This window comes from Formosa undariae (genome assembly GCF_042427615.1).
Taxonomy (GTDB): Bacteria; Bacteroidota; Bacteroidia; order Flavobacteriales; family Flavobacteriaceae; genus Formosa; species Formosa undariae.
The window spans coordinates 39395-58054 of sequence record NZ_JBHMEZ010000014.1 but is presented as its reverse complement, the minus strand read 5'-3'; the positions used below and the strand labels follow the sequence as shown (position 1 = coordinate 58054).

Here is an 18660-nt window from a genome sequence, read left to right as displayed (position 1 = left end):
TTAAAAATAAGTGCTCATGAATCTCTTTAAATCGATTTGTTTTTAGGTAATTCAAAAAAGAAATAGGGATTTGGTTATTTTATAAATCCGCATGGGTGATTCTCGTCTCCACTTGAATATTGTTTAAGTTTCAGTGATTAATCTTTAAGCTTCTCTTCTAGATTATATGTACAAAAATGAAAACATCATGTTTTTAGGGTGTTCGAGCGGAGTCGAGAACGGAAGACAGAAATATATAAGCCTAGCATTTTGTGTTATCTTAAACTGTGTTTTGTATTCGTGCTTAACGTGTCGTATTCCAGTTAGTGACTTCTGATTTAATGAAAGATATAAAGACTATAAAAATTTTATAAAAAAATAAGTATATTTACGTATAAGGCTATTAGTTAGTGTTTTGTGTGGTTTTAGCCATAAGTGACGGTGCCGAATAGTGTAATGCAATACATGTTGAAATTTTAGTAAGTTAGATCTTGTAAATAAGAATGTTAAGGTTTTAAACCCGGAAGTTATTAAGTGCTATTAAAGTGGTAAGCAGAGAAATTAATATGCTATTTCAATCTAAATTTTTTATATTTTAGTGCGCTTAAATGTGAAAAAAAATGCAGGATAAAGAGAATATCGTGTTAGAGTCTACTAAAACCACCTTACCTGTAGATTCTATTTTTAATCAGGAATTGGTAGATTGCCTGCCGGGTATTTTTTACCTGTACGAAGTGATCGGGGACGAAGCTTATTTAAAACGCTGGAATAATAAACACCAAACGGTTACCGGACGCACAGCCAAAGAGTTGTTAAATGCCAATCTAATGTCGTTTGTAGCGGAGGAAACTCAACCTTATTTAAAAGAATGTTTTAATGTTCTTATCGAAACGGGAAGCGTTAAAAACGTCTATGCAAATATACTCTCTAAAGAGCATGGCGAGATACCCTATGCCTTTGAAGGCTTTGGGTTCTCGTTAAACAATAGCAATTTCTTTATGGGGATGGGGATGGACGTATCCGATTTAATGAGTGCTAAAGAACAAATTAAACGGTTAGAGCTTCAAAAACTAGAAAAAGAAAAAGAGTTGGTTTCCATCGCCTTGCAAGAACAGAAAAAAGAAGAGCTTCTGAATAATGTGCTATTAAAATTAGAAAGTATAGAGCGACAAGATGTTAATCATTTACGTTCTAAAGATATAAAAGTGTTAACTAGCGAGATTAAAAATCATTTTTCTACACACGATAACTGGAGAGTGTTTAAGAAGTTGTTTAAAGAAATTCATTATAATTTTTTCGATACGTTATCGGCTACACACCCAAATATTACTAAAGGAGAATTGAAATATTGTGCCTACTTAAAAATGCAGATGCATACCTCGGAGGTGTGCAGTATTATGAATATTTCTAAAGAAGGTTTAGCAAAAAAAAGATACCGATTAAAGAAGAAATTAAGTTTAAAACCCTCGGAACAGTTAGACGATTATATTACATCCTTTTAAATTATATGGAATTTTGTCCATGATTTGTCCATTATAACATAGCGTTAAAACTACTATTTTTGCCCGTATAGTTTCAATTAGCTTTCTGTAAAAAAGGAAGTGTTTACAACACTAATCAATTTTTAAGTGTAATTTTTAACCAATTTTTTTATGAAAAAAAACAAATTTTTTACAGTGATGCTACTAGCTTTAGCTACAGCAGCATTTGCGCAGAAGAAGCCAAACATCGTGGTGTTTTGGGGGGACGATGTCGGAATGTGGAACATCAGTGCATACCATAATGGTATGATGGGTGGAACTACTCCAAACATTGATCGAATTGCAAAAGAAGGAGCGCTATTCACCGATCATTATGCGCAACAATCTTGTACTGCAGGTCGTGCGTCTTTTATCTTAGGACAACACCCATTTAGAACAGGATTACTTACTATTGGTATGCCAGGTTCTGAACATGGTATTAATGCTGCAGATCCAACAATTGCAGAATTATTGAAACCTCTAGGATACACAAGCGGGCAGTTTGGTAAAAACCACTTAGGAGATCAAGACAAGCACTTACCTACTAACCATGGTTTTGATGAATTTTTTGGAAACTTATATCACTTAAATGCTGAAGAAGAGCCAGAAACAGAATTCTACCCAAAAGATCCTGAATTCAAGAAAAAATATGGACCAAGAGGTGTTCTTAAATCTACTGCCGATGGTAAAGTAGAAGATACAGGACCATTAACGTCTAAGAGAATGGAAACTGCAGATAGCGAATTCATAGATGCAGCTTTAAAATTTATCGAGAAAAATGCTAAAGCTAAAAAGCCATTTTTTGCTTGGGTAAACTCTACACGTACTCACGTATGGACACATTTATCTGACAAATACTTACACAAATCTGGTTACGGTTTATATGCTGATGCTATGATGGAATTAGACGATGGTGTAGGTCGTGTATTGGATAAATTAGACGAATTAGGTATTGAAGATAACACTATTGTTGTATTCTCTACAGATAACGGTGCTGAGAAGTTTACATTCCCTGACGGTGGAACAATTCCATTTAGAGGAGAAAAAGGAACAACTTGGGAAGGTGGATTTAGAGTACCTGCTATGGTAAAATGGCCAGGTCACATTAAGCCAGGAACTGTAATTAACGATATTTTTTCTCAGGAAGACTGGATGCCTACTTTAGTTGCAGCAGCAGGAAACCCGAATGTAAAAGAAGAATTATTAAAAGGTAAGTCTTACTCAGGAAAAACATTTAAAGCGCACTTAGATGGTTACAACCAATTACCGTTATTAACAGGTGAACTTAAAAAAGGGGAAGGTCTAAGACATGAGATCTTTTATTTTGATGCTGCAGGAAACTTAAATGCATTACGTTACGACGATTGGAAATTACATTTCTCTATTATGGAAGGTTCTATTAACGAAGCGTATAGAAAGTCTCCATCTTGGCCACTTATCTTAAACTTAAGAAACGACCCGTTTGAAGTATCTATGGATGCTGCATTATACATAAGAAATTATGCAGACCAAATGTGGATGATGGTACCAGCACAAAACTATGTTGGTAAATTCTTAGGTACGTTTAAAGAATTCCCTCCAAGAAAAGGAAGCTCTTTAAGTATCGATAAAGTAATCCAAACGTTACAGACACCTACAAGAAATTAATTTGTCTTTAAGGATATTAAAACTGATACAACGTAAAAGTTGTATCAGTTTTTTTTTACTTGAATCCAGTCTAAATATGTCTTAAGTGTCTCATTTTTAGGTATATTTAAAATGTCAATATATTTTTAAATCACTATTATGAAAATTACATATCCTACCTTATTCATTATTTTCGCTTTATGTGCTCTTACAAGTTGTAAAGAAGGAAATAAAATAGACATTAAATCGGAATCTGAAATGGCTGTAGCCAAATTTGAAACCAAAAATGCGCTTAGTGCTTGGGCAGATGCTCCTAAAAAGCGTATTATCGATTGGGTAACTGCCGTAACCACAGAAGGAGCTTCGGACTTTATTCCTGTAGCCGACCGTATTGCTGTATTCGATAACGACGGTACCTTATGGCCAGAACAACCCGTGCCAAATCAAGCTCAATACATGTTTGATTATCTTAAAAAAGAAATGCCGAATCATCCAGAATGGCAAAAAGATGCAGTACTTAACGGTGCTGCTAAAGGAGACTTCGAACCTTTAAAAAAAGCAGGTATGATAGGTTTAATGAACCTTATCGATAAAACACATACGGTGCAAACAGAAGATGAATTTGAAGCTTCGGTAAAAACATGGATCGATACCACCATGAGTAAAAAATACAACAGGCCTTATAACGAGATTGTGTATTTACCAATGATACAATTGTTAGACTATTTAAAGGCTAACGAGTTTAAAAATTTTATTGTAAGTGGAGGTGGTGCAGACTTTATGCGTGCATTTGCAGAAGAAGCTTACGATATTCCGCCTTACCAAGTGATTGGTAGTTATGGAGAAACAAAATATGAAGTGATCGATGGCGTACCCACAATTACAAAAGTATCTGGAGATGTTTACGTCGATGATAAAGCAGGAAAGCCACAAGCGATTCACCGTTTTATAGGCAAAAAACCAGTTTTCTGTGGAGGGAATAGTGATGGCGATCAAGCCATGATGCAATATACTTCTAGCTCTAAATACAAATCGATGTGCGTTATTTTACACCATACAGATGGCGAACGTGAGTTCGAATACGACTTGAAAACACTTAGTGGTCATTTAGAAACGGCTTTAGTTGAAGCTAAAGAGAAAAACTGGTTAGTAGTCGATATGAAAAACGATTTTAAAACCATATTCAATTTCTAATAAACAACACACTTGTAAACATTTGGGGTTATGTTAAAAATCCGAGAATTGATTAGTGTTAAGCCTCTTTTGTTTTTATATTTTTAGGTTAATGCGTTAATTTTAAGTGTTTTTGTAATAGATGTGTCCGATTTTTTTTATTTTAGAAGTACAGTTAAATCAATATAATTAATAACAATTACCAATTTTTTATGAAAAAATCTAAATTATTTACACTGTTGCTTGCGGCGGGGCTAGTCTCTTCCGCATTCGCACAGAAAAAACCAAATATCTTGGTCCTGTGGGGCGATGATATTGGACAATCAAACATTAGTGCCTACACTATGGGACTAGTAGGTTACCGAACGCCAAACATCGACCGAATTGCAGATGAAGGGATGATCTTTACAGATTACTATTCAGAACAAAGTTGTACAGCCGGCCGTTCAACCTTCATCTTGGGACAAAGTGTTTTGCGTACAGGATTAAGTAAAGTGGGGATGCCAGGAGCAGAACAAGGGATTTCTGAAAAAGACCCTACCATAGCAGAGTTATTAAAACCTATGGGCTATGTTACCGGACAATTTGGTAAAAACCATTTAGGAGATCGTGACGACATGTTACCTACTAATCATGGTTTTGATGAGTTTTTTGGAAACTTATATCACTTAAATGCTGAAGAAGAACCAGAATTAAGAGATTATCCGGACCCTAAACAATTCCCTAATTTCGCTAAGAAGTTCGGACCAAGAGGTGTAATACATTCTACTGCCGATGGTAAAATAGAAGATACAGGACCTTTAACAAAAAAGAGAATGGAAACCATTGACGATGAATCGTCTGATGCTGCTATCGCATTTATTAAAAAATCTGTGGCTTCTGGAAAACCGTTTTTTGTGTGGTGGAATGGTACACGTATGCACTTTAGAACCCACGTAAAACCAGAATTGACTGGAATTTCTGGGCAGAATGAGTACGGAGATGGTATGGTAGAACACGATATGCATATCGGGAAATTCTTAAAAGTTATAGACGAATTAGGTGTGGCAGATAACACTATTATTCACTACGGTACAGATAATGGACCGCATAAAAACACATGGCCAGATGCAGGTGTAAATCCGTTTAGAGGCGAGAAAAACACCAACTGGGAAGGTGGATGGAGAACTCCTGCAATGGTACGTTGGCCAGGCCACATTAAAGCAGGTTCGGTTTCTAACGAGATTATGTCTGGTTTAGACTGGATGCCAACTTATGTAGCTGCTGCAGGAGACCCGAATGTGAAAGAAAAATTATTAACAGGCCATAAAGCAAATGGAAAAACATTTAAAGTACACTTAGATGGGTATAACTTTTTACCTTTCTTAATCGGTGAAGTTGAAAAAGGTCCTCGTGAGGAGTTATTCTACTTCTCTGATGATGGGGAGTTAATGGCACTTCGTTTTCACGACTGGAAAGTTACTTTTATGCACCAAGATTCTCAGGGAACTTTAGATACTTGGTCTAAACCTATGGTGACTACAAGAATTCCATGGATTTATAATTTAAGAAGAGATCCTTACGAATTTGCAACGACTACCTCTAACACGTATTGGGACTGGTATTTAGATCACGTATTTTTATTATTACCAGCATCAGAATATGTAGGTAAATTTATCTCTACGTTTGAGCAATACCCACCACGTATGAAAGCGGCAAGTTTTAACCTTGGAGATACCATGGATAAATTAACAGAAGCAGGAAAAAAATAAACAATTGTGTGTAATAGCAAGAAAGCCATTTGGTATGAATGGTTTTCTTGCTTTACTATACAAGTACCCATATATTAAACATTTTCAATATATTTTCTAAACCATTTCATTATGACGCCATTTGAAGCTGTAGGACACCTAAAGTCAGCGATGTCTCAATCTATTATCGGGCAACAAGAACTTATAGATCGTTTAATTTTAGTATTGCTCGCCGATGGGAATATGCTTCTTGAAGGATTGCCAGGTTTAGCAAAAACGAGAGCGATTAAAACGTTGTCTAAACACTTAGACTGCGATTTAAGCAGAATACAATTCACTCCAGATTTATTACCTACAGATATTACAGGAACAGAGATCTATCAGCCAGACGAAGCAGAAAAATTTAGTTTCCAAAAAGGTCCTATTTTTAGTAATCTTATTTTAGCCGATGAGATTAACCGTGCGCCTGCAAAAGTGCAATCTGCGCTGTTGGAAGCCATGGAAGAACGCCAGGTAACTGTAGCAGGAAGTACATACAAAATGGATAAATTGTTCATGGTAATGGCAACCCAAAACCCGATTGAGCAAGAAGGAACGTATCCGTTACCAGAAGCACAAATGGACCGTTTTATTATGCATGTGGTAATTGATTATCCAGACGATGCTTCCGAATTAGGAATTTTAAGATTAAATAAAGCAGAGCAAAGCGTAGCTTCTAAATCTTCTACCGCAGCACCTGAGATTATTTCTCAGCAACATATTTTCGATGCAAGGAATGAAATCAATGTGATTAAAGTTACCGAAGAATTAGAGAAATATATGGTGAGTTTAATTTCGGCAACACGATACCCAGAACGTTTTGATGAAACCCTTGCCGGATGGATCGATTTTGGAGCAAGTCCCCGTGGAACGATAGCATTAGACCGTTGTAGCCGTGTGAATGCTTGGATGAATGGAAAGGATTTTGTGTCGCCAGATAATATTCAGGCAGTAATAAAAGATGTACTAAGACATCGTATTTCATTAAGTTATAAAGCCAGAGCAGAAGGTATAACTACCAATCAAGTTATCGATAAAATTTTAGAAGTTGTAGCTGTAGTCGCTTAATACGTTTAAAAACGATTCTCCATGAAGTCTATACCTAAAGATAATACTGTGTTTTTAACGCTCGAGCATTTATTGCAATACGAGTGGTTAAATACGGTGCTTAATTTTAATGTCGGTCAGCAAAAATCGAACAGTGTATTGTCCGGACGTTATACATCGCGCTTACGCGGAAGAGGACTCGATTTTGAAGAGGCTAGACCGTATGTTATTGGCGACGATATTAGAAATATAGATTGGAAAGTTACCGCTAAAACAGGTGTAACACACACTAAAGTGTTTACCGAAGAAAAAGAAAAACCAGCCTTTATATTTGTGGACCAATCGCCAACTATGGGATTTGGATCTGTAAATAAAACAAAAGCGGTTGTTGCAGGCGAATTAGCTGCTGTGGCGGCTTATAAAATATTAAAAGGAGGCGACCGTATAGGTGGTTTAGTGATGAAAGGTGAGTCTTACGATTTACTGACACCAAAACGAGACCAACGTAATATGCTTCAGTTTTTTCAGAAGATAGTCGAAGCCAATCAGGAGATTTATAAGAATGAGGATTTCGATTTTTCTAAGTCTTTAAAAGACATGATTGCCAAGCTGAACAATATTATTACCCATGATTATTTGGTGATTATCATTAGTGATTTTCATAGATATAATAATGAGATGATTCAGTATTTAAGTGTATTATCTCAACATAATGATGTGGTTTTAGTTAAGGTTTACGATCCGATGGAAGAAGAATTGCCATCGAAAAAGATGTCTTTAACGGATGGGAAAAAACAAATAAGTATTCTTAAAAAGAAAGATAAGGTCGTAGAAGATTTAAAGTCGGACTTTAAAACAAACTATGATGGTTTTAAACAAGAAATTGAGAAATACGATATCACGCTTTTTAAAATAAATACCGTCGATCCTTTAGAAGAACAATTAGTAAATGTATTTACACAATATATACCAAAATAAAAGATGCTGTTTTTAAAAGGACATACATTGTTCTGGTTTCAAAACCCAACACAAGCCAAAGCTTTAGACTTAGGAGATGTTATCGAACCAAGTCCGGTTCCCTTCACATTTGAAACTTTAGGTTGGAAAATTGTGTTTTTTCTTATAGCGGTTCTTATTGCTTTAGTGGGATATAAAATCTATCAGAATTACAAAAAGAAACAATATTTAAGAGATGCCGTTGCCGAGATTCAGAAGTTGAAACAGCAAACAGAATTATCTTCTGTAGAACTTATAAACTCTATTCTATTCGTGTTAAAAGACACAGCAATGCAGTCGTTCGGACGAAAAGAAGTTGCCGGATTATACGGTAGCGATTGGGTGAATTTTTTAGATTCTAAAGTGAATACATCAAATTTTAAGACTGATGAACCTGTTATTCTAGATGCTGTTTACAAGCACGAATTACAACAGACATCAGCATTTAATAAAGAGCAATTTACTAACAAAAGCATCCATTGGATACAGCATCATGCCAGATAATTTCGAATTCGCATATCCGTTTGTTATTTTATTGTTGCCGTTGCCGCTACTGGTATATTGGCTGTTGCCTGCTATAAAAAATAAAAGCAGTGCCTTGCGATTTCCTTATTTTAATCGAGCCGTAGAGGTTTCCGGTCAGAAAGCTAAAAAGGCATCGTATATAAAAAAAAGAAACTGGTTTACATGGACGGTTATGTACAGCATTTGGTTGTTATTACTCGTTGCATTAGCATCGCCACAATTGGTGGGGAAACCAGAAAAAAAGATTAAAACGTCTCGTAACTTTTTAATAGCTGCCGATCTTTCGTTCAGTATGGCAAATACCGATTGGTCTATCGATGGAAAGCGTACCACGCGCTGGGAAGCTGTTAAAGATATTATGAAAGACTTTGTGAAAGAACGAAAAAGTGACCGTTTAGGTCTGCTGTTTTTCGCTTCTAACGCCTACGTGCAAGCGCCTTTCACATCCGATTTAGAAACAGTAAGTACCATGTTAGATGAAGCTGATGTGGGTATGGCTGGACAAATGACAAATATTGGAAAAGCCATTGTTAAAGGGATGGATCTGTTTCAGCGTGATACCATTCCGCATAAAGTGATGCTAATCTTAACCGATGGCGTAGATAGCGGTATGGAAATACTGCCATTAGATGCCGCTAATTTGGCAAAAAAAGATTCTACAGTAATTTATACCATAGGGATTGGTGACCCAAATAGCCAAGATTCAGATTTAGACGAGCGAACACTTCAGGATATTGCCGAAATGACAAATGGTAAGTATTTTAGAGCAAAAGATACCAAAGCACTTCAGGATATTTATAAAGAATTGGATACGTTAGAACCTATAGAATACGAAGAAGAAAGTTATACGCCAAAAACCTTGCTGTATTATATTCCATTGGGAATTGCATTAGCATTAGGACTTCTGGCTGTCGCTATAAATAATTTAATACTCATTGTGAAACGATTTAAAAGCACTTAATCTATGGAGTTTTTGAAAGACATAGATTGGGATAAATTTCATTTTTTACGCCCCGAATATCTTTGGATGGCTATACCTATGGCCATAATTATCCTTTTAGGGATTCTGTTTTATGGCGAGAACAATAGTTGGAAAAAGCACATTGCAAAACATTTACAGCCTTATGTGATTCAGAAAGGAACCACATGGAAATCTAGACTGTTGCATGCTTCGCTTTTACTGTTATTTGGACTTGGCTTTTTAGGTTTTTTAGGACCAACATGGAGTGAAGAAAAAGCGCCTGCTAAAAAGGTGTCTTCAAAACTGGTTATTGCTTTAGATTTGTCTCAGAGTATGCTAACTGCCGATGTATCTCCGAATAGATTGGAACGTGCGAAGTTTAAAATAAACGATTTATTAAAGGCCAATCCAAGAGCAGAAACAGCGCTTATCGTGTTTTCTGGATCTGCACACACTGTAGTTCCTTTTACAACAGATTATAAAATTATTCAAGATAATTTAGACGGTTTACAGCCACATATGATGCCTGCGAGTGGGACAGGATTTAATATGTTATTCGATAAATTACAGAGTCTGTTTATTGATAATAAAGCGCCAGGACAAATTGTTTTAATTACCGACGATTTAGAAGGTATAGACTCGCAAGCTGTAAGTGCGTTTGTTCAAGAAAATAATGTCACGCTTAACATATATCCCTTCGCATCGGAAATGGGAGGAAATGTGCCTTCGTTTAGTAATCATAAATACGATTTAAAAATAAAAGGGAAAACCATAACATCTGCCTTGCAAACCGATAATTTAAATGCGTTACGCGGTATTGATAAGGTGAAGATTATGGACTTAACACTCGATAAGAGTGATGTTACCATATTTGCCGAGACTGTTAGTGATCATCTTATTTTTGAAGAAAAACCTAAAAATGAAGATGAGAATTGGGAAGATCAAGGCTATTGGTTAATTATTCCTGTAATGGTTCTGTTTTTATTTAGTTTTAGAAAAGGGTGGAGTTTACTGACTATCGTTTTGCTGGTAAGTTTGTCGTCTTGTAGTTTTACTGATGAGGATAGTACAAAGGAGTCGAAAGACTTTCAGTTTAAAGATTTATGGTATACTAAGGAATACCAGGCGCAAGAGGAATTTGATAACCAAAATTACATCACCGCTGCCGAAGGTTTTAAAGACCCATTACGTCAGGGTGTCGCCTATTATAAAGGCGGAGATTATACTAAGGCGAGACAAGCATTCGAAAAGGATTCGACACCAAACGGACAGTATAATTTAGGGTTGGCTTATGCTAAATTAGGAAATTTAGAAAAAGCGCAAGCCATTTTTACAACGCTAGTAAAGAATGATCCGAGTATGGAACAGGCGAATAGAAATCTTCAAAATATAAATGAAGTGTTAGCTGGGGTTAGTAAAATGTCGGTTGAAGAAAGTACCGTTGAAGGCGAAAAACCACAAGCGCAAAACGAGCAAAATACATCTCCAGAAGATCTAAGTGGTGGTGGGCAAAAAGCCACTAAAAAGGATATGGAGAAAGAGCGTTTAGAAGAAACTGTTGAAACAGGGAAACGTAAAGGGAAAGAGCTTGATGAGTTACCAGACGATTTTAAATCTGGGAAAGGGGCTATTCCTAAAAATATATTAATGCGAAAGGTAGACGACGATCCTGCTTTGTTTTTAACACATAAGTTTAAATACCAAGTGAAGAAGAAACAAGTTGAGGTTGAAAAAACACAAACAACATGGTAGCAAAATTTAGGATATTAGCGGTGTTGTTCTTGTTGGGTGTTAACTTTGGTTATGCGCAACAGTTAATAAGTTATACCTCTATAAATCATACAGAGGCTTATATTGGTCAGCCGGTACAAATGACGGTTTCGGTATATTCTAATACCTGGTTTACAAAAGGGGTAGATGTCGGGAACATTCAGGTTGAAGGGGCTTTAACGGTGTTTTTTAGATCTGTGTCTAATAGAAAAACGTTTAGTGGGAAGCCGTTTTCTGGTGTCGATTTTATATACAATGTGTTTCCAACACAAGAAGGCGTTATTACTATTCCTGAATTAACTATACATGTAGAATCTCCTAAACCGGGAGGTTATGAAGGGATAAAACATACAATCCATACCAAGGCTAAAGAGATTACAGTTAAAGGAGTGCCGCCAGGATACAATCCGGATAATTGGTTAGTGTCTAGTACACTTAATGTTAGTGAAAAATGGAACCAGAGTACAAAGAAAGTTAGGGTTGGAGATGTGTTACAGCGTTCAATTCATAGAAGTGCTTCTGGAACGCTAGGTGAGTTTATTCCTGCTGTTATTTTAGATAGTGTTGCTGGAGTTAGTATTTATCCGAAGCGCCCTTCTGTAAATACAAATAAGACAAAAACCTACGTGTCGGCTAGTCGTACAGACGGTGCTAATTATTTATTCGAGAAGGAAGGTGATGTCGTTCTGCCTAGAATAGAATTTGTGTATTGGAATTATAATAATCATAAATTCTATAAGAAGGTAATAGATTCTGTAACCATTCATGTTGAGCCGAATCCGGATTTAAGCATGTTGGCAGGTATAAAAAAACAACTTGAAGCTGAAACTGCAGCAGTGCCAGAGGAGGATAAACCGTTTTTGATTTTAGGATTACCTGTGAAAACATTTGTAGAGTATCTACTTATAAGTATTTTACTGTTGTATCTACTTTATAGGTTGTTGCCTTGGCTGTATAGAAAAATTAAAACACATTATAAGACTTATCATGCCTCTGAAAAATATGCATTTAAGAACTTAAAGCATGCTTTAGGTCATTCTAATCATTATAAAATATTAAATCAGCTTAAAATTTGGTTATTGAAGTTGGATTCCGAAATACCAAGTATGCATGCCTTTGTTGCCATTTATGGTAGTGACGCTTTGCAAAAAGCATTTAATCAGTTAGAGCGACGTGCCAACGGAGATCCAACTGCTACTTTTGATAGTAGACGTTTTAAAACAGAATTAAAGGCCGCAAGATCACGTTACTTAAAGCGTGAGCAGAATTTGGTTATCGATAAAAAGAATACTGTAGTTTCCAAACGTTGGTTAAACCCGATGACTTCGGAAAAACGTTTTTAAGATTATATAAACAAAAAAGACACCCATTCAAGGTGTCTTTTTTGTTTATATAATTATCAACTTAATTACGGATGTAACAATTCGTGTGTATGTTTTTTCATGTTATCCGCCATTTTTTCAATTGGTAAATCATCATAATCTAAACCAAAAGGATCTTCATTTGCTTCAGCAATTAATTCTAAAGACGCTAAGACGTATAAAATAAAAGGTACGGCAAGAATCACAAAATACCCCAAAGAAAACACATATCCAATAGGAAGTGTTGCCACGAATAAAGCAATAAATTTTTTAATAAAGGTGCTATAAGAGTGGGGGATCGGCGTGTTTTTAATGCGTTCGCAGGCGCCACAAATATTTGTAAATCCTTCGAGTTCGTTATTAAGAAGTATAAATTGTTCTCCAGAAATTTTATTTGCTTTATAAAGTGAATTCGTTTTTTTAAACAGTAAGGCTGCCACTTGATTCGGACCATGTTTCTTTCTGCTAAAAGCATCACCTAATTCTGGGTGTTCATGATCGTCTAACATATAAGTCGTGTAATCCGATCGTAAAAAGGCAAACAAGCTTTGCGAATACATGGGAATTGCTTTTCTATAAAAGTGGCGAATAGCAGCGTCGTCTTCATCTAAAAGCGCATCCAGTTTTAATGCTAGATTTCTACTCACATTTGTTAATGCTCCCCATTGTTTTCGTGCTTCCCACCATCTGTCGTAAGCGGTGTTGGTTCTAAAAACCAATAAAAGTGATAACGCAAAACCTAATAGACTATGAACAATTGTAATATTGTTTATCCAGCTTTTAGCCGATAAATTTAAATATTCGAGTTCGTAAAAAGCAATACCTCCCGAATAGAAAGCTGTTAATATTAAATAAGGGTATAGTTTTCTTATGGTGTCAGACTGGTGCACATAAAAAACAGCCTTAAACCATTCTTTGGGGTTGTATATTTCCATAGTTCAAATATAATACGATATCTTAAATTAGAAAATTGGTTTTATATAATTTGTGTCATTTTGATTACTATTACTATACCGGTCATAAAAAAGACCTCACCGTTTTAAAAACGCGTGAGGTCTAATTCTAATAATACATTTAAATCTATGCGATTATTTTTTAGTTGTAATTATTATAACGCCATCTTTTCCTTTATCTCCATATATTACTGTAGCAGATTTTCCTTTTAATACATTCATATTATCAATAGTATCTGGATTTATTTTATTCATGTCTTCCTCAGACATTTCATTGCCGTCTACAATAATTAGGGGAGAGCCTTCTTTGCTGTATCCAACAACTTTTATTTCGGAGGTTTGCCCAGAAGTGTCACTGTTTACTGTATTGGTTTTTGTTGTAAGCTCTATAACACCATGTTCTCCCTTCTCTTGGTATTTCTTTAATGCACTTGTGCCTTTTAATACGTTTACTTGATCAATCGTCTCTGGGTTAATGGTATTCGCCTCTGCTTTAGAAATTTCTTTTCCGTTTAAAATATATGTAGGTTCTGTCGCTGTGTTAATCGTCAGATTTTCCTTGTTTTGTTCTGTGGGTTTAGCGTATATAGCATTAGTGTCGATAATAGAAGTCTCTTCGGTTTCAGGTGTTTTATTTAGGCTTACATGTTCCTTAGTGGTTGTTACATGTGTTGTTTTTCCGTCCTCGCTAATAAACATAACGTTTTTATCGGCATTATCCTCTGTTAGCCTTTTAAGAACAAAACTACCAGAACCATCAGAGGTATTAATAACAAGTCCGCTATTGTTGCTCGTGTTCACGTTTTTGGCGTTTTTAGATGAGGTAAAGACGATATCTGAGCTAGTCTCAGATTTACCAATAGATAATGTGTTTGTAGTGTTGCTATAAGAAATTTTTATGGGTGCAATCGGAGCTTCTGAATCTATATTATAGGTTACTCTTTCGTCTTTAGATTTGGCTTCAATAGAGATGGATTTTATTTCGTTTGAAGTATTTCGTTTTACATTTTTTATGGTTATAATAATATGTTGAGTTTCAAAAGTTGAAATCATGGCATTTAATTGTTCTTCGCTATGATCTTTTGTAATAAGTCCGATAATTTCTGTATCATCTATATTTGAAATTGTAGATGTTGAGTTGTCCGTTTTATAAACCGTTTTGGTATTAAAACTCATTAAAAAAGCTAAAAGTAAGGGTGCGATTACCACGTATTTTAATACACGGACTGGTTTCGACTTTGAAGTGTTTAACATAAGGATTCGTTTTTTGATTAATGAATTATAGAAATTAGTAGTCAGTGCCATTTGATGAATAGGCAATGATGTTTTTAATAGTACGTTTTGATACGTTTTTGTTGAATGCGTTTGTTGTATAGATTTATAATCGGCTATAAATTCTAAATTTTGAATGAGTGCTTTTTTGTACAACCAAATTATGGGATTGCACCAAAAGACAATGGTCGCTACTTTTGAAATTAATATATCTATAGAATGATAGTCTCGCGCATGTACTTTTTCGTGGTTTAAAATATGTGTGAGTTCTGCGTTTGTAAACTGACTCGGATTATACACGATGGTTTTAAAGAATGAAAACGGAGGGATGTCTTGACGTGTTTCCGAAATATGAAATCCGTTTTCTAGATTTGTATTTTGAGAGTTCATGAATGATTTAAGAGAGACGCACTCAATAATAAATCGAATCGAAAAGAAAACGACACCCAAGGTATACAGAATAATCGCAACAGTTATCCATGAAAAACTTGAGGTGACTTCGGCAGGTTTTGCGGTTGTAAACTGACTTAAATCTAATGTTTGTGGGATTTCATTTATATAAATAGGAATCACAACAAAAGGCAATAGTACTGAAATTAAAAGCCCAGAAAGTAAAAACCAACGGTTGGCCGTAAAGAAGGTTTCTTTTTGTAGTAATAGAATGTAGCAGCAATAGAGGATGCAAATAACTGCCGATGCTTTTATAAAATATTCCATATCTATTTGTTTTGTTCTATCACCTTAATAATCTCTTTTAAATCATCTACACTAATTTTTTCTTCCTTGGCAAAAAATGAGACTACATTTTTATACGAGCTATTAAAATAGTTTTCGATGGCAGAACTCATAAAACGTTTTCTGTAAGCTTCCTTTGTTATAATAGGGAAGTATTGGTGTGTTTTACCGTAAGCAGTGTAACCAACGTAGCCTTTTTCTTCTAAATTCCGGATGGTAGTAGATAAGGTATTGTAGTGGGGTTTGTCTGCTGTTATTTCTTTTAGTACATCTTTTACAAATGCTTTTTCGAGCGTCCATAAAATATGCATGATTTCTTCTTCTTTATTTGTTAGTTTTTGCATACTATTTCTGTTTTCTAATACTTGAGTCAAATATATAACTATTTTTATAGTTTCAAAACTGTTTTTGCAGTTATTAAACTATTTTTTTAGTTTTAATGATATTGGTTTAAAAATTAACTGATTTAGAATAACCATTTATGTAATTAGTATTTCTGTGTTATATTCGCATAAAATTAGAAAGTGATGAGCATAGTTTGGGTTATTTTAGGATTGTTATTATTGGTAGTGGGAGGAGAGTTTTTAGTACGTTCTTCTGTAGCCTTATCCTTTAAGCTAAAAATCTCAAAATTAGTTATCGGTATGACGGTAGTGTCCTTTGCGACATCTGCTCCAGAACTTTTAGTGAGTTTGCAAGCGGCCTTAGATGGTGCTCCCGATATAGCTTTAGGAAATGTAATTGGTTCTAATATTGCAAATATCGGATTGGTTTTAGGGATAACCGCTATGATTTCGCCTTTGGTAATAGATAAAGGCTTTTATAAACTGAATTGGCCAGTTATGATGTTATTATCTGTTGTGCTTTATTTCTTCTTAAAAAGTGGGTTGGTTCTCGATTTTTGGGAAGGTGCAGCTTTAATGACGTCGCTTGTGGTGTTCTTAGTTGTGCTTATAAGAAATTCTGCTAAGGACGATTCGGCAGTAGATGAAGTTGATGATAGTTTACAGCAAACTTCAAATTTTAAAATATTTATTTGGTTAGTAATAGGTGGTGCAGCCTTATATTTTGGTAGTGAATGGTTAGTTAGAGGTGCGATAGAAATGGCTACATCCTTAGGGGTAAGTGAGCGTGTTATATCTGTTACTATGGTGGCAATTGGTACGAGTGTTCCAGAATTAGCAGCTTCGGTAATTGCTGCGCTTAAGAAGGAGAAAGCAATTTCTTTAGGGAATTTAATAGGTTCTAATATCTTTAATATTGCTTGTGTCTTAGGAATAACATCAATGATTCAGCCTATCATGGTGAATAACGCCATGATTTTAACAAACGATATTTTTTGGATGCTAGGTTTCTCTGCAATCCTTATTCCTTTAGTGTTTTTGCCAAAACGATTCGAGTTAGGTCGATTAAAAGGTGCTCTGATCTTTATTGCGTATGTGGTGTTTATCTTTTCTACCTTTTCTGAGTAATTATTCAAGTGAGGTTAAAATCTAATTTTAAGGAAGTCTTCGTGTATTGATTTTATAAAGGGTGTTTTTCAGCTGTAAATGTCGCCTGGAACGCTTATTTAGAATGCTATCTTTTTTATTAAGTGTGTGAATTTTTATGAGACACTTCGTGTAGGTGTTCATATAGCATACACTAGAACTTCTCTGAAGAATGTAGTCAACTGAATTAAATTGAATCGGTTATTTAGAGATGAGGTGTATTTTTAAAGGGTACCCACTAAGTTAAAAAGAGAGAACAGTTGCTCGATTAAAGTCTTTTTAGGTATATCCTGAATTTAAAAACTAAAGGTTTTAGAGGAATGTAAAAGCACTGTCAGGCTTGATTTAGGTACACGGCATAAAAAAAGCCATCTAAAAAATTAGATGACTTTCTTAAAGAAATAATTAACTTAAAAATTATATTTTAGCGCTTTTCACTGTTGTTACAATTTCAGCAGCAATTTTGTATGGATCTGCGTTTGAAGCAGGACGTCTATCTTCTAACCATCCTTTCCAGCCTTTTTCGACTACGATTAATGGAATACGAATTGAAGCTCCTCTATCAGAAATTCCCCAAGAGAAATCTGTAATAGCTGCTGTTTCGTGTAAACCTGTTAAACGTTGGTCGTTAAACTCACCGTAAACTTCAATATGTTCTTTTACTCTTGGTCTAAAAGCTTCACAAATAGTTGCGTAAACTTCTTTATCTCCACATGTTCTTAATATTTCGTTAGAGAAGTTAGCGTGCATACCTGAACCATTCCAGTCCATATCCTTACCTAATGGTTTTGGATGGTATTCTATATAGTATCCGTACTTTTCAGTTAAACGGTCTAATAAGTATCTAGAAATCCAAATTTCATCTCCAGCTTTTTTAGCACCTTTAGCGAATAATTGATATTCCCATTGTCCAGAAGCAACCTCTTGGTTAATTCCTTCAAAGTTTAAACCAGCTTCGATACATAAATCAGCATGTTCTTCAACGAAGTCTCTTCCGTGAGTATTTTTACCACCAACAGAACAGTAATACATTCCTTGAGGCGCAGGGTATCCACCAATAGGGAATCCTAAAGGTTTCTGCGTTTTATTATCCATAATGAAATATTCTTGCTCAAAACCAAACCAGAAATCATTATCATCATCATCAATTGTAGCTCTACCGTTAGATACGTGTGGAGTTCCATCAGCATTCATAACTTCAGTCATAATTAACCATCCATTAATACGGTCTGGATCAGGATAAATTGCAACTGGGACTAATAGACAGTCAGAAGAACCTCCTTCAGCTTGTCGTGTTGAAGACCCATCAAAAGACCAGTTTCCTATCTCTTCTAAAGTTCCTTTAAAATCTTCATGCTCTTCTACTTTTGTTTTGCTTCTCAAGTTTTGAGTTGGAAAGTAACCATCTAACCAAATGTACTCTAATTTAATCTTAGCCATATTTTTTAATAAAAGTTATTAATGTCAGAAACAAATATAATAT

15 protein-coding genes are annotated in these 18660 nt (G+C 35.2%); 11 read left to right on the top strand and 4 right to left on the bottom strand.

Annotation, left to right across the window (positions count from 1 at the left end; genetic code table 11):
- The first annotated feature begins 599 nt into the window (after nt 1-599).
- From ACFFVB_RS16035 to ACFFVB_RS15990, 10 genes are all read left to right on the top strand, one after another.
- Entirely contained in the window at nt 600-1481 is an 882-nt protein-coding gene (locus ACFFVB_RS16035) for a hypothetical protein (RefSeq protein WP_382384241.1), read from the top strand.
- Between the two features lie 150 nt (nt 1482-1631).
- On the top strand, nt 1632-3146 hold the full coding sequence (locus ACFFVB_RS16030) for an arylsulfatase (RefSeq protein ID WP_382384240.1): 1515 nt from the start codon (nt 1632-1634) through the stop codon (nt 3144-3146).
- A 138-nt stretch (nt 3147-3284) separates the two neighbouring features.
- Nucleotides 3285-4319: an HAD family hydrolase gene (locus tag ACFFVB_RS16025; RefSeq protein WP_382384239.1), complete on the top strand. Its 1035-nt coding sequence runs from the start codon at nt 3285-3287 to the stop codon at nt 4317-4319.
- 191 nt (nt 4320-4510) lie between these two features.
- The gene (locus tag ACFFVB_RS16020; protein WP_382384238.1) at nt 4511-6049 is read left to right on the top strand and encodes an arylsulfatase; all 1539 of its coding nucleotides are present in this window, start codon (nt 4511-4513) and stop codon (nt 6047-6049) included.
- A 111-nt stretch (nt 6050-6160) separates the two neighbouring features.
- The gene (locus tag ACFFVB_RS16015) at nt 6161-7135 is read left to right on the top strand and encodes an AAA family ATPase (RefSeq protein WP_382384237.1); all 975 of its coding nucleotides are present in this window, start codon (nt 6161-6163) and stop codon (nt 7133-7135) included.
- Nucleotides 7136-7156: 21 nt separating this feature from the next.
- A complete protein-coding gene (locus tag ACFFVB_RS16010) occupies nt 7157-8092 on the top strand; it encodes a DUF58 domain-containing protein (protein WP_382384236.1) in 936 nt (311 codons plus the stop codon).
- 3 nt (nt 8093-8095) lie between these two features.
- Complete coding sequence (locus tag ACFFVB_RS16005) at nt 8096-8614, top strand: DUF4381 domain-containing protein (RefSeq protein WP_382384235.1); 519 nt, start codon at nt 8096-8098, stop codon at nt 8612-8614.
- Nucleotides 8604-9596 (top strand): vWA domain-containing protein, encoded by a 993-nt coding sequence (locus tag ACFFVB_RS16000; protein WP_382384234.1) that lies wholly within the window; start codon nt 8604-8606, stop codon nt 9594-9596. Before ACFFVB_RS16005 ends, ACFFVB_RS16000 begins: the two co-directional genes overlap by 11 nt.
- A gap of 12 nt (nt 9597-9608) precedes the next feature.
- Nucleotides 9609-11348: a VWA domain-containing protein gene (locus tag ACFFVB_RS15995; RefSeq protein ID WP_382384233.1), complete on the top strand. Its 1740-nt coding sequence runs from the start codon at nt 9609-9611 to the stop codon at nt 11346-11348.
- Nucleotides 11342-12709: a BatD family protein gene (locus ACFFVB_RS15990; RefSeq protein ID WP_382384232.1), complete on the top strand. Its 1368-nt coding sequence runs from the start codon at nt 11342-11344 to the stop codon at nt 12707-12709. The genes ACFFVB_RS15995 and ACFFVB_RS15990 overlap by 7 nt, the downstream gene beginning before the upstream one ends.
- A gap of 65 nt (nt 12710-12774) precedes the next feature.
- Here the strand turns inward: ACFFVB_RS15990 and ACFFVB_RS15985 are convergent, their stop codons facing one another.
- From ACFFVB_RS15985 to ACFFVB_RS15975, 3 genes are all read right to left on the bottom strand, one after another.
- A complete protein-coding gene (locus tag ACFFVB_RS15985; protein WP_382384231.1) occupies nt 12775-13662 on the bottom strand; it encodes a bestrophin family protein in 888 nt (295 codons plus the stop codon).
- Nucleotides 13663-13815: 153 nt separating this feature from the next.
- Complete coding sequence (locus tag ACFFVB_RS15980; RefSeq protein WP_382384230.1) at nt 13816-15669, bottom strand: M56 family metallopeptidase; 1854 nt, start codon at nt 15667-15669, stop codon at nt 13816-13818.
- Nucleotides 15670-15671: 2 nt separating this feature from the next.
- On the bottom strand, nt 15672-16031 hold the full coding sequence (locus tag ACFFVB_RS15975) for a BlaI/MecI/CopY family transcriptional regulator (RefSeq protein ID WP_382384229.1): 360 nt from the start codon (nt 16029-16031) through the stop codon (nt 15672-15674).
- A gap of 183 nt (nt 16032-16214) precedes the next feature.
- Here ACFFVB_RS15975 and ACFFVB_RS15970 point away from each other — a divergent pair, with 183 nt between their 5' ends.
- Nucleotides 16215-17159 carry a calcium/sodium antiporter gene (locus ACFFVB_RS15970; RefSeq protein WP_382384228.1) on the top strand — a complete coding sequence of 315 codons (945 nt, stop codon included), beginning with the start codon at nt 16215-16217 and terminating at the stop codon, nt 17157-17159.
- 435 nt (nt 17160-17594) lie between these two features.
- Here ACFFVB_RS15970 and ACFFVB_RS15965 read toward each other — a convergent pair whose 3' ends face one another.
- The gene (locus tag ACFFVB_RS15965) at nt 17595-18617 is read right to left on the bottom strand and encodes a glutamine synthetase beta-grasp domain-containing protein (RefSeq protein ID WP_382384227.1); all 1023 of its coding nucleotides are present in this window, start codon (nt 18615-18617) and stop codon (nt 17595-17597) included.
- Nucleotides 18618-18660 lie beyond the last annotated feature (43 nt).

Coding starts and splice junctions, on each gene's coding strand:
- ACFFVB_RS16035 (WP_382384241.1), top strand. CDS start 600: ATGCAGGATAAAGAGAATATCGTGTTAGAGTCTACTAAAACCACCTTA.
- ACFFVB_RS16030 (WP_382384240.1), top strand. CDS start 1,632: ATGAAAAAAAACAAATTTTTTACAGTGATGCTACTAGCTTTAGCTACA.
- ACFFVB_RS16025 (WP_382384239.1), top strand. CDS start 3,285: ATGAAAATTACATATCCTACCTTATTCATTATTTTCGCTTTATGTGCT.
- ACFFVB_RS16020 (WP_382384238.1), top strand. CDS start 4,511: ATGAAAAAATCTAAATTATTTACACTGTTGCTTGCGGCGGGGCTAGTC.
- ACFFVB_RS16015 (WP_382384237.1), top strand. CDS start 6,161: ATGACGCCATTTGAAGCTGTAGGACACCTAAAGTCAGCGATGTCTCAA.
- ACFFVB_RS16010 (WP_382384236.1), top strand. CDS start 7,157: ATGAAGTCTATACCTAAAGATAATACTGTGTTTTTAACGCTCGAGCAT.
- ACFFVB_RS16005 (WP_382384235.1), top strand. CDS start 8,096: ATGCTGTTTTTAAAAGGACATACATTGTTCTGGTTTCAAAACCCAACA.
- ACFFVB_RS16000 (WP_382384234.1), top strand. CDS start 8,604: ATGCCAGATAATTTCGAATTCGCATATCCGTTTGTTATTTTATTGTTG.
- ACFFVB_RS15990 (WP_382384232.1), top strand. CDS start 11,342: ATGGTAGCAAAATTTAGGATATTAGCGGTGTTGTTCTTGTTGGGTGTT.
- ACFFVB_RS15985 (WP_382384231.1), bottom strand. CDS start 13,662: ATGGAAATATACAACCCCAAAGAATGGTTTAAGGCTGTTTTTTATGTG.
- ACFFVB_RS15980 (WP_382384230.1), bottom strand. CDS start 15,669: ATGGAATATTTTATAAAAGCATCGGCAGTTATTTGCATCCTCTATTGC.
- ACFFVB_RS15975 (WP_382384229.1), bottom strand. CDS start 16,031: ATGCAAAAACTAACAAATAAAGAAGAAGAAATCATGCATATTTTATGG.
- ACFFVB_RS15970 (WP_382384228.1), top strand. CDS start 16,215: ATGAGCATAGTTTGGGTTATTTTAGGATTGTTATTATTGGTAGTGGGA.
- ACFFVB_RS15965 (WP_382384227.1), bottom strand. CDS start 18,617: ATGGCTAAGATTAAATTAGAGTACATTTGGTTAGATGGTTACTTTCCA.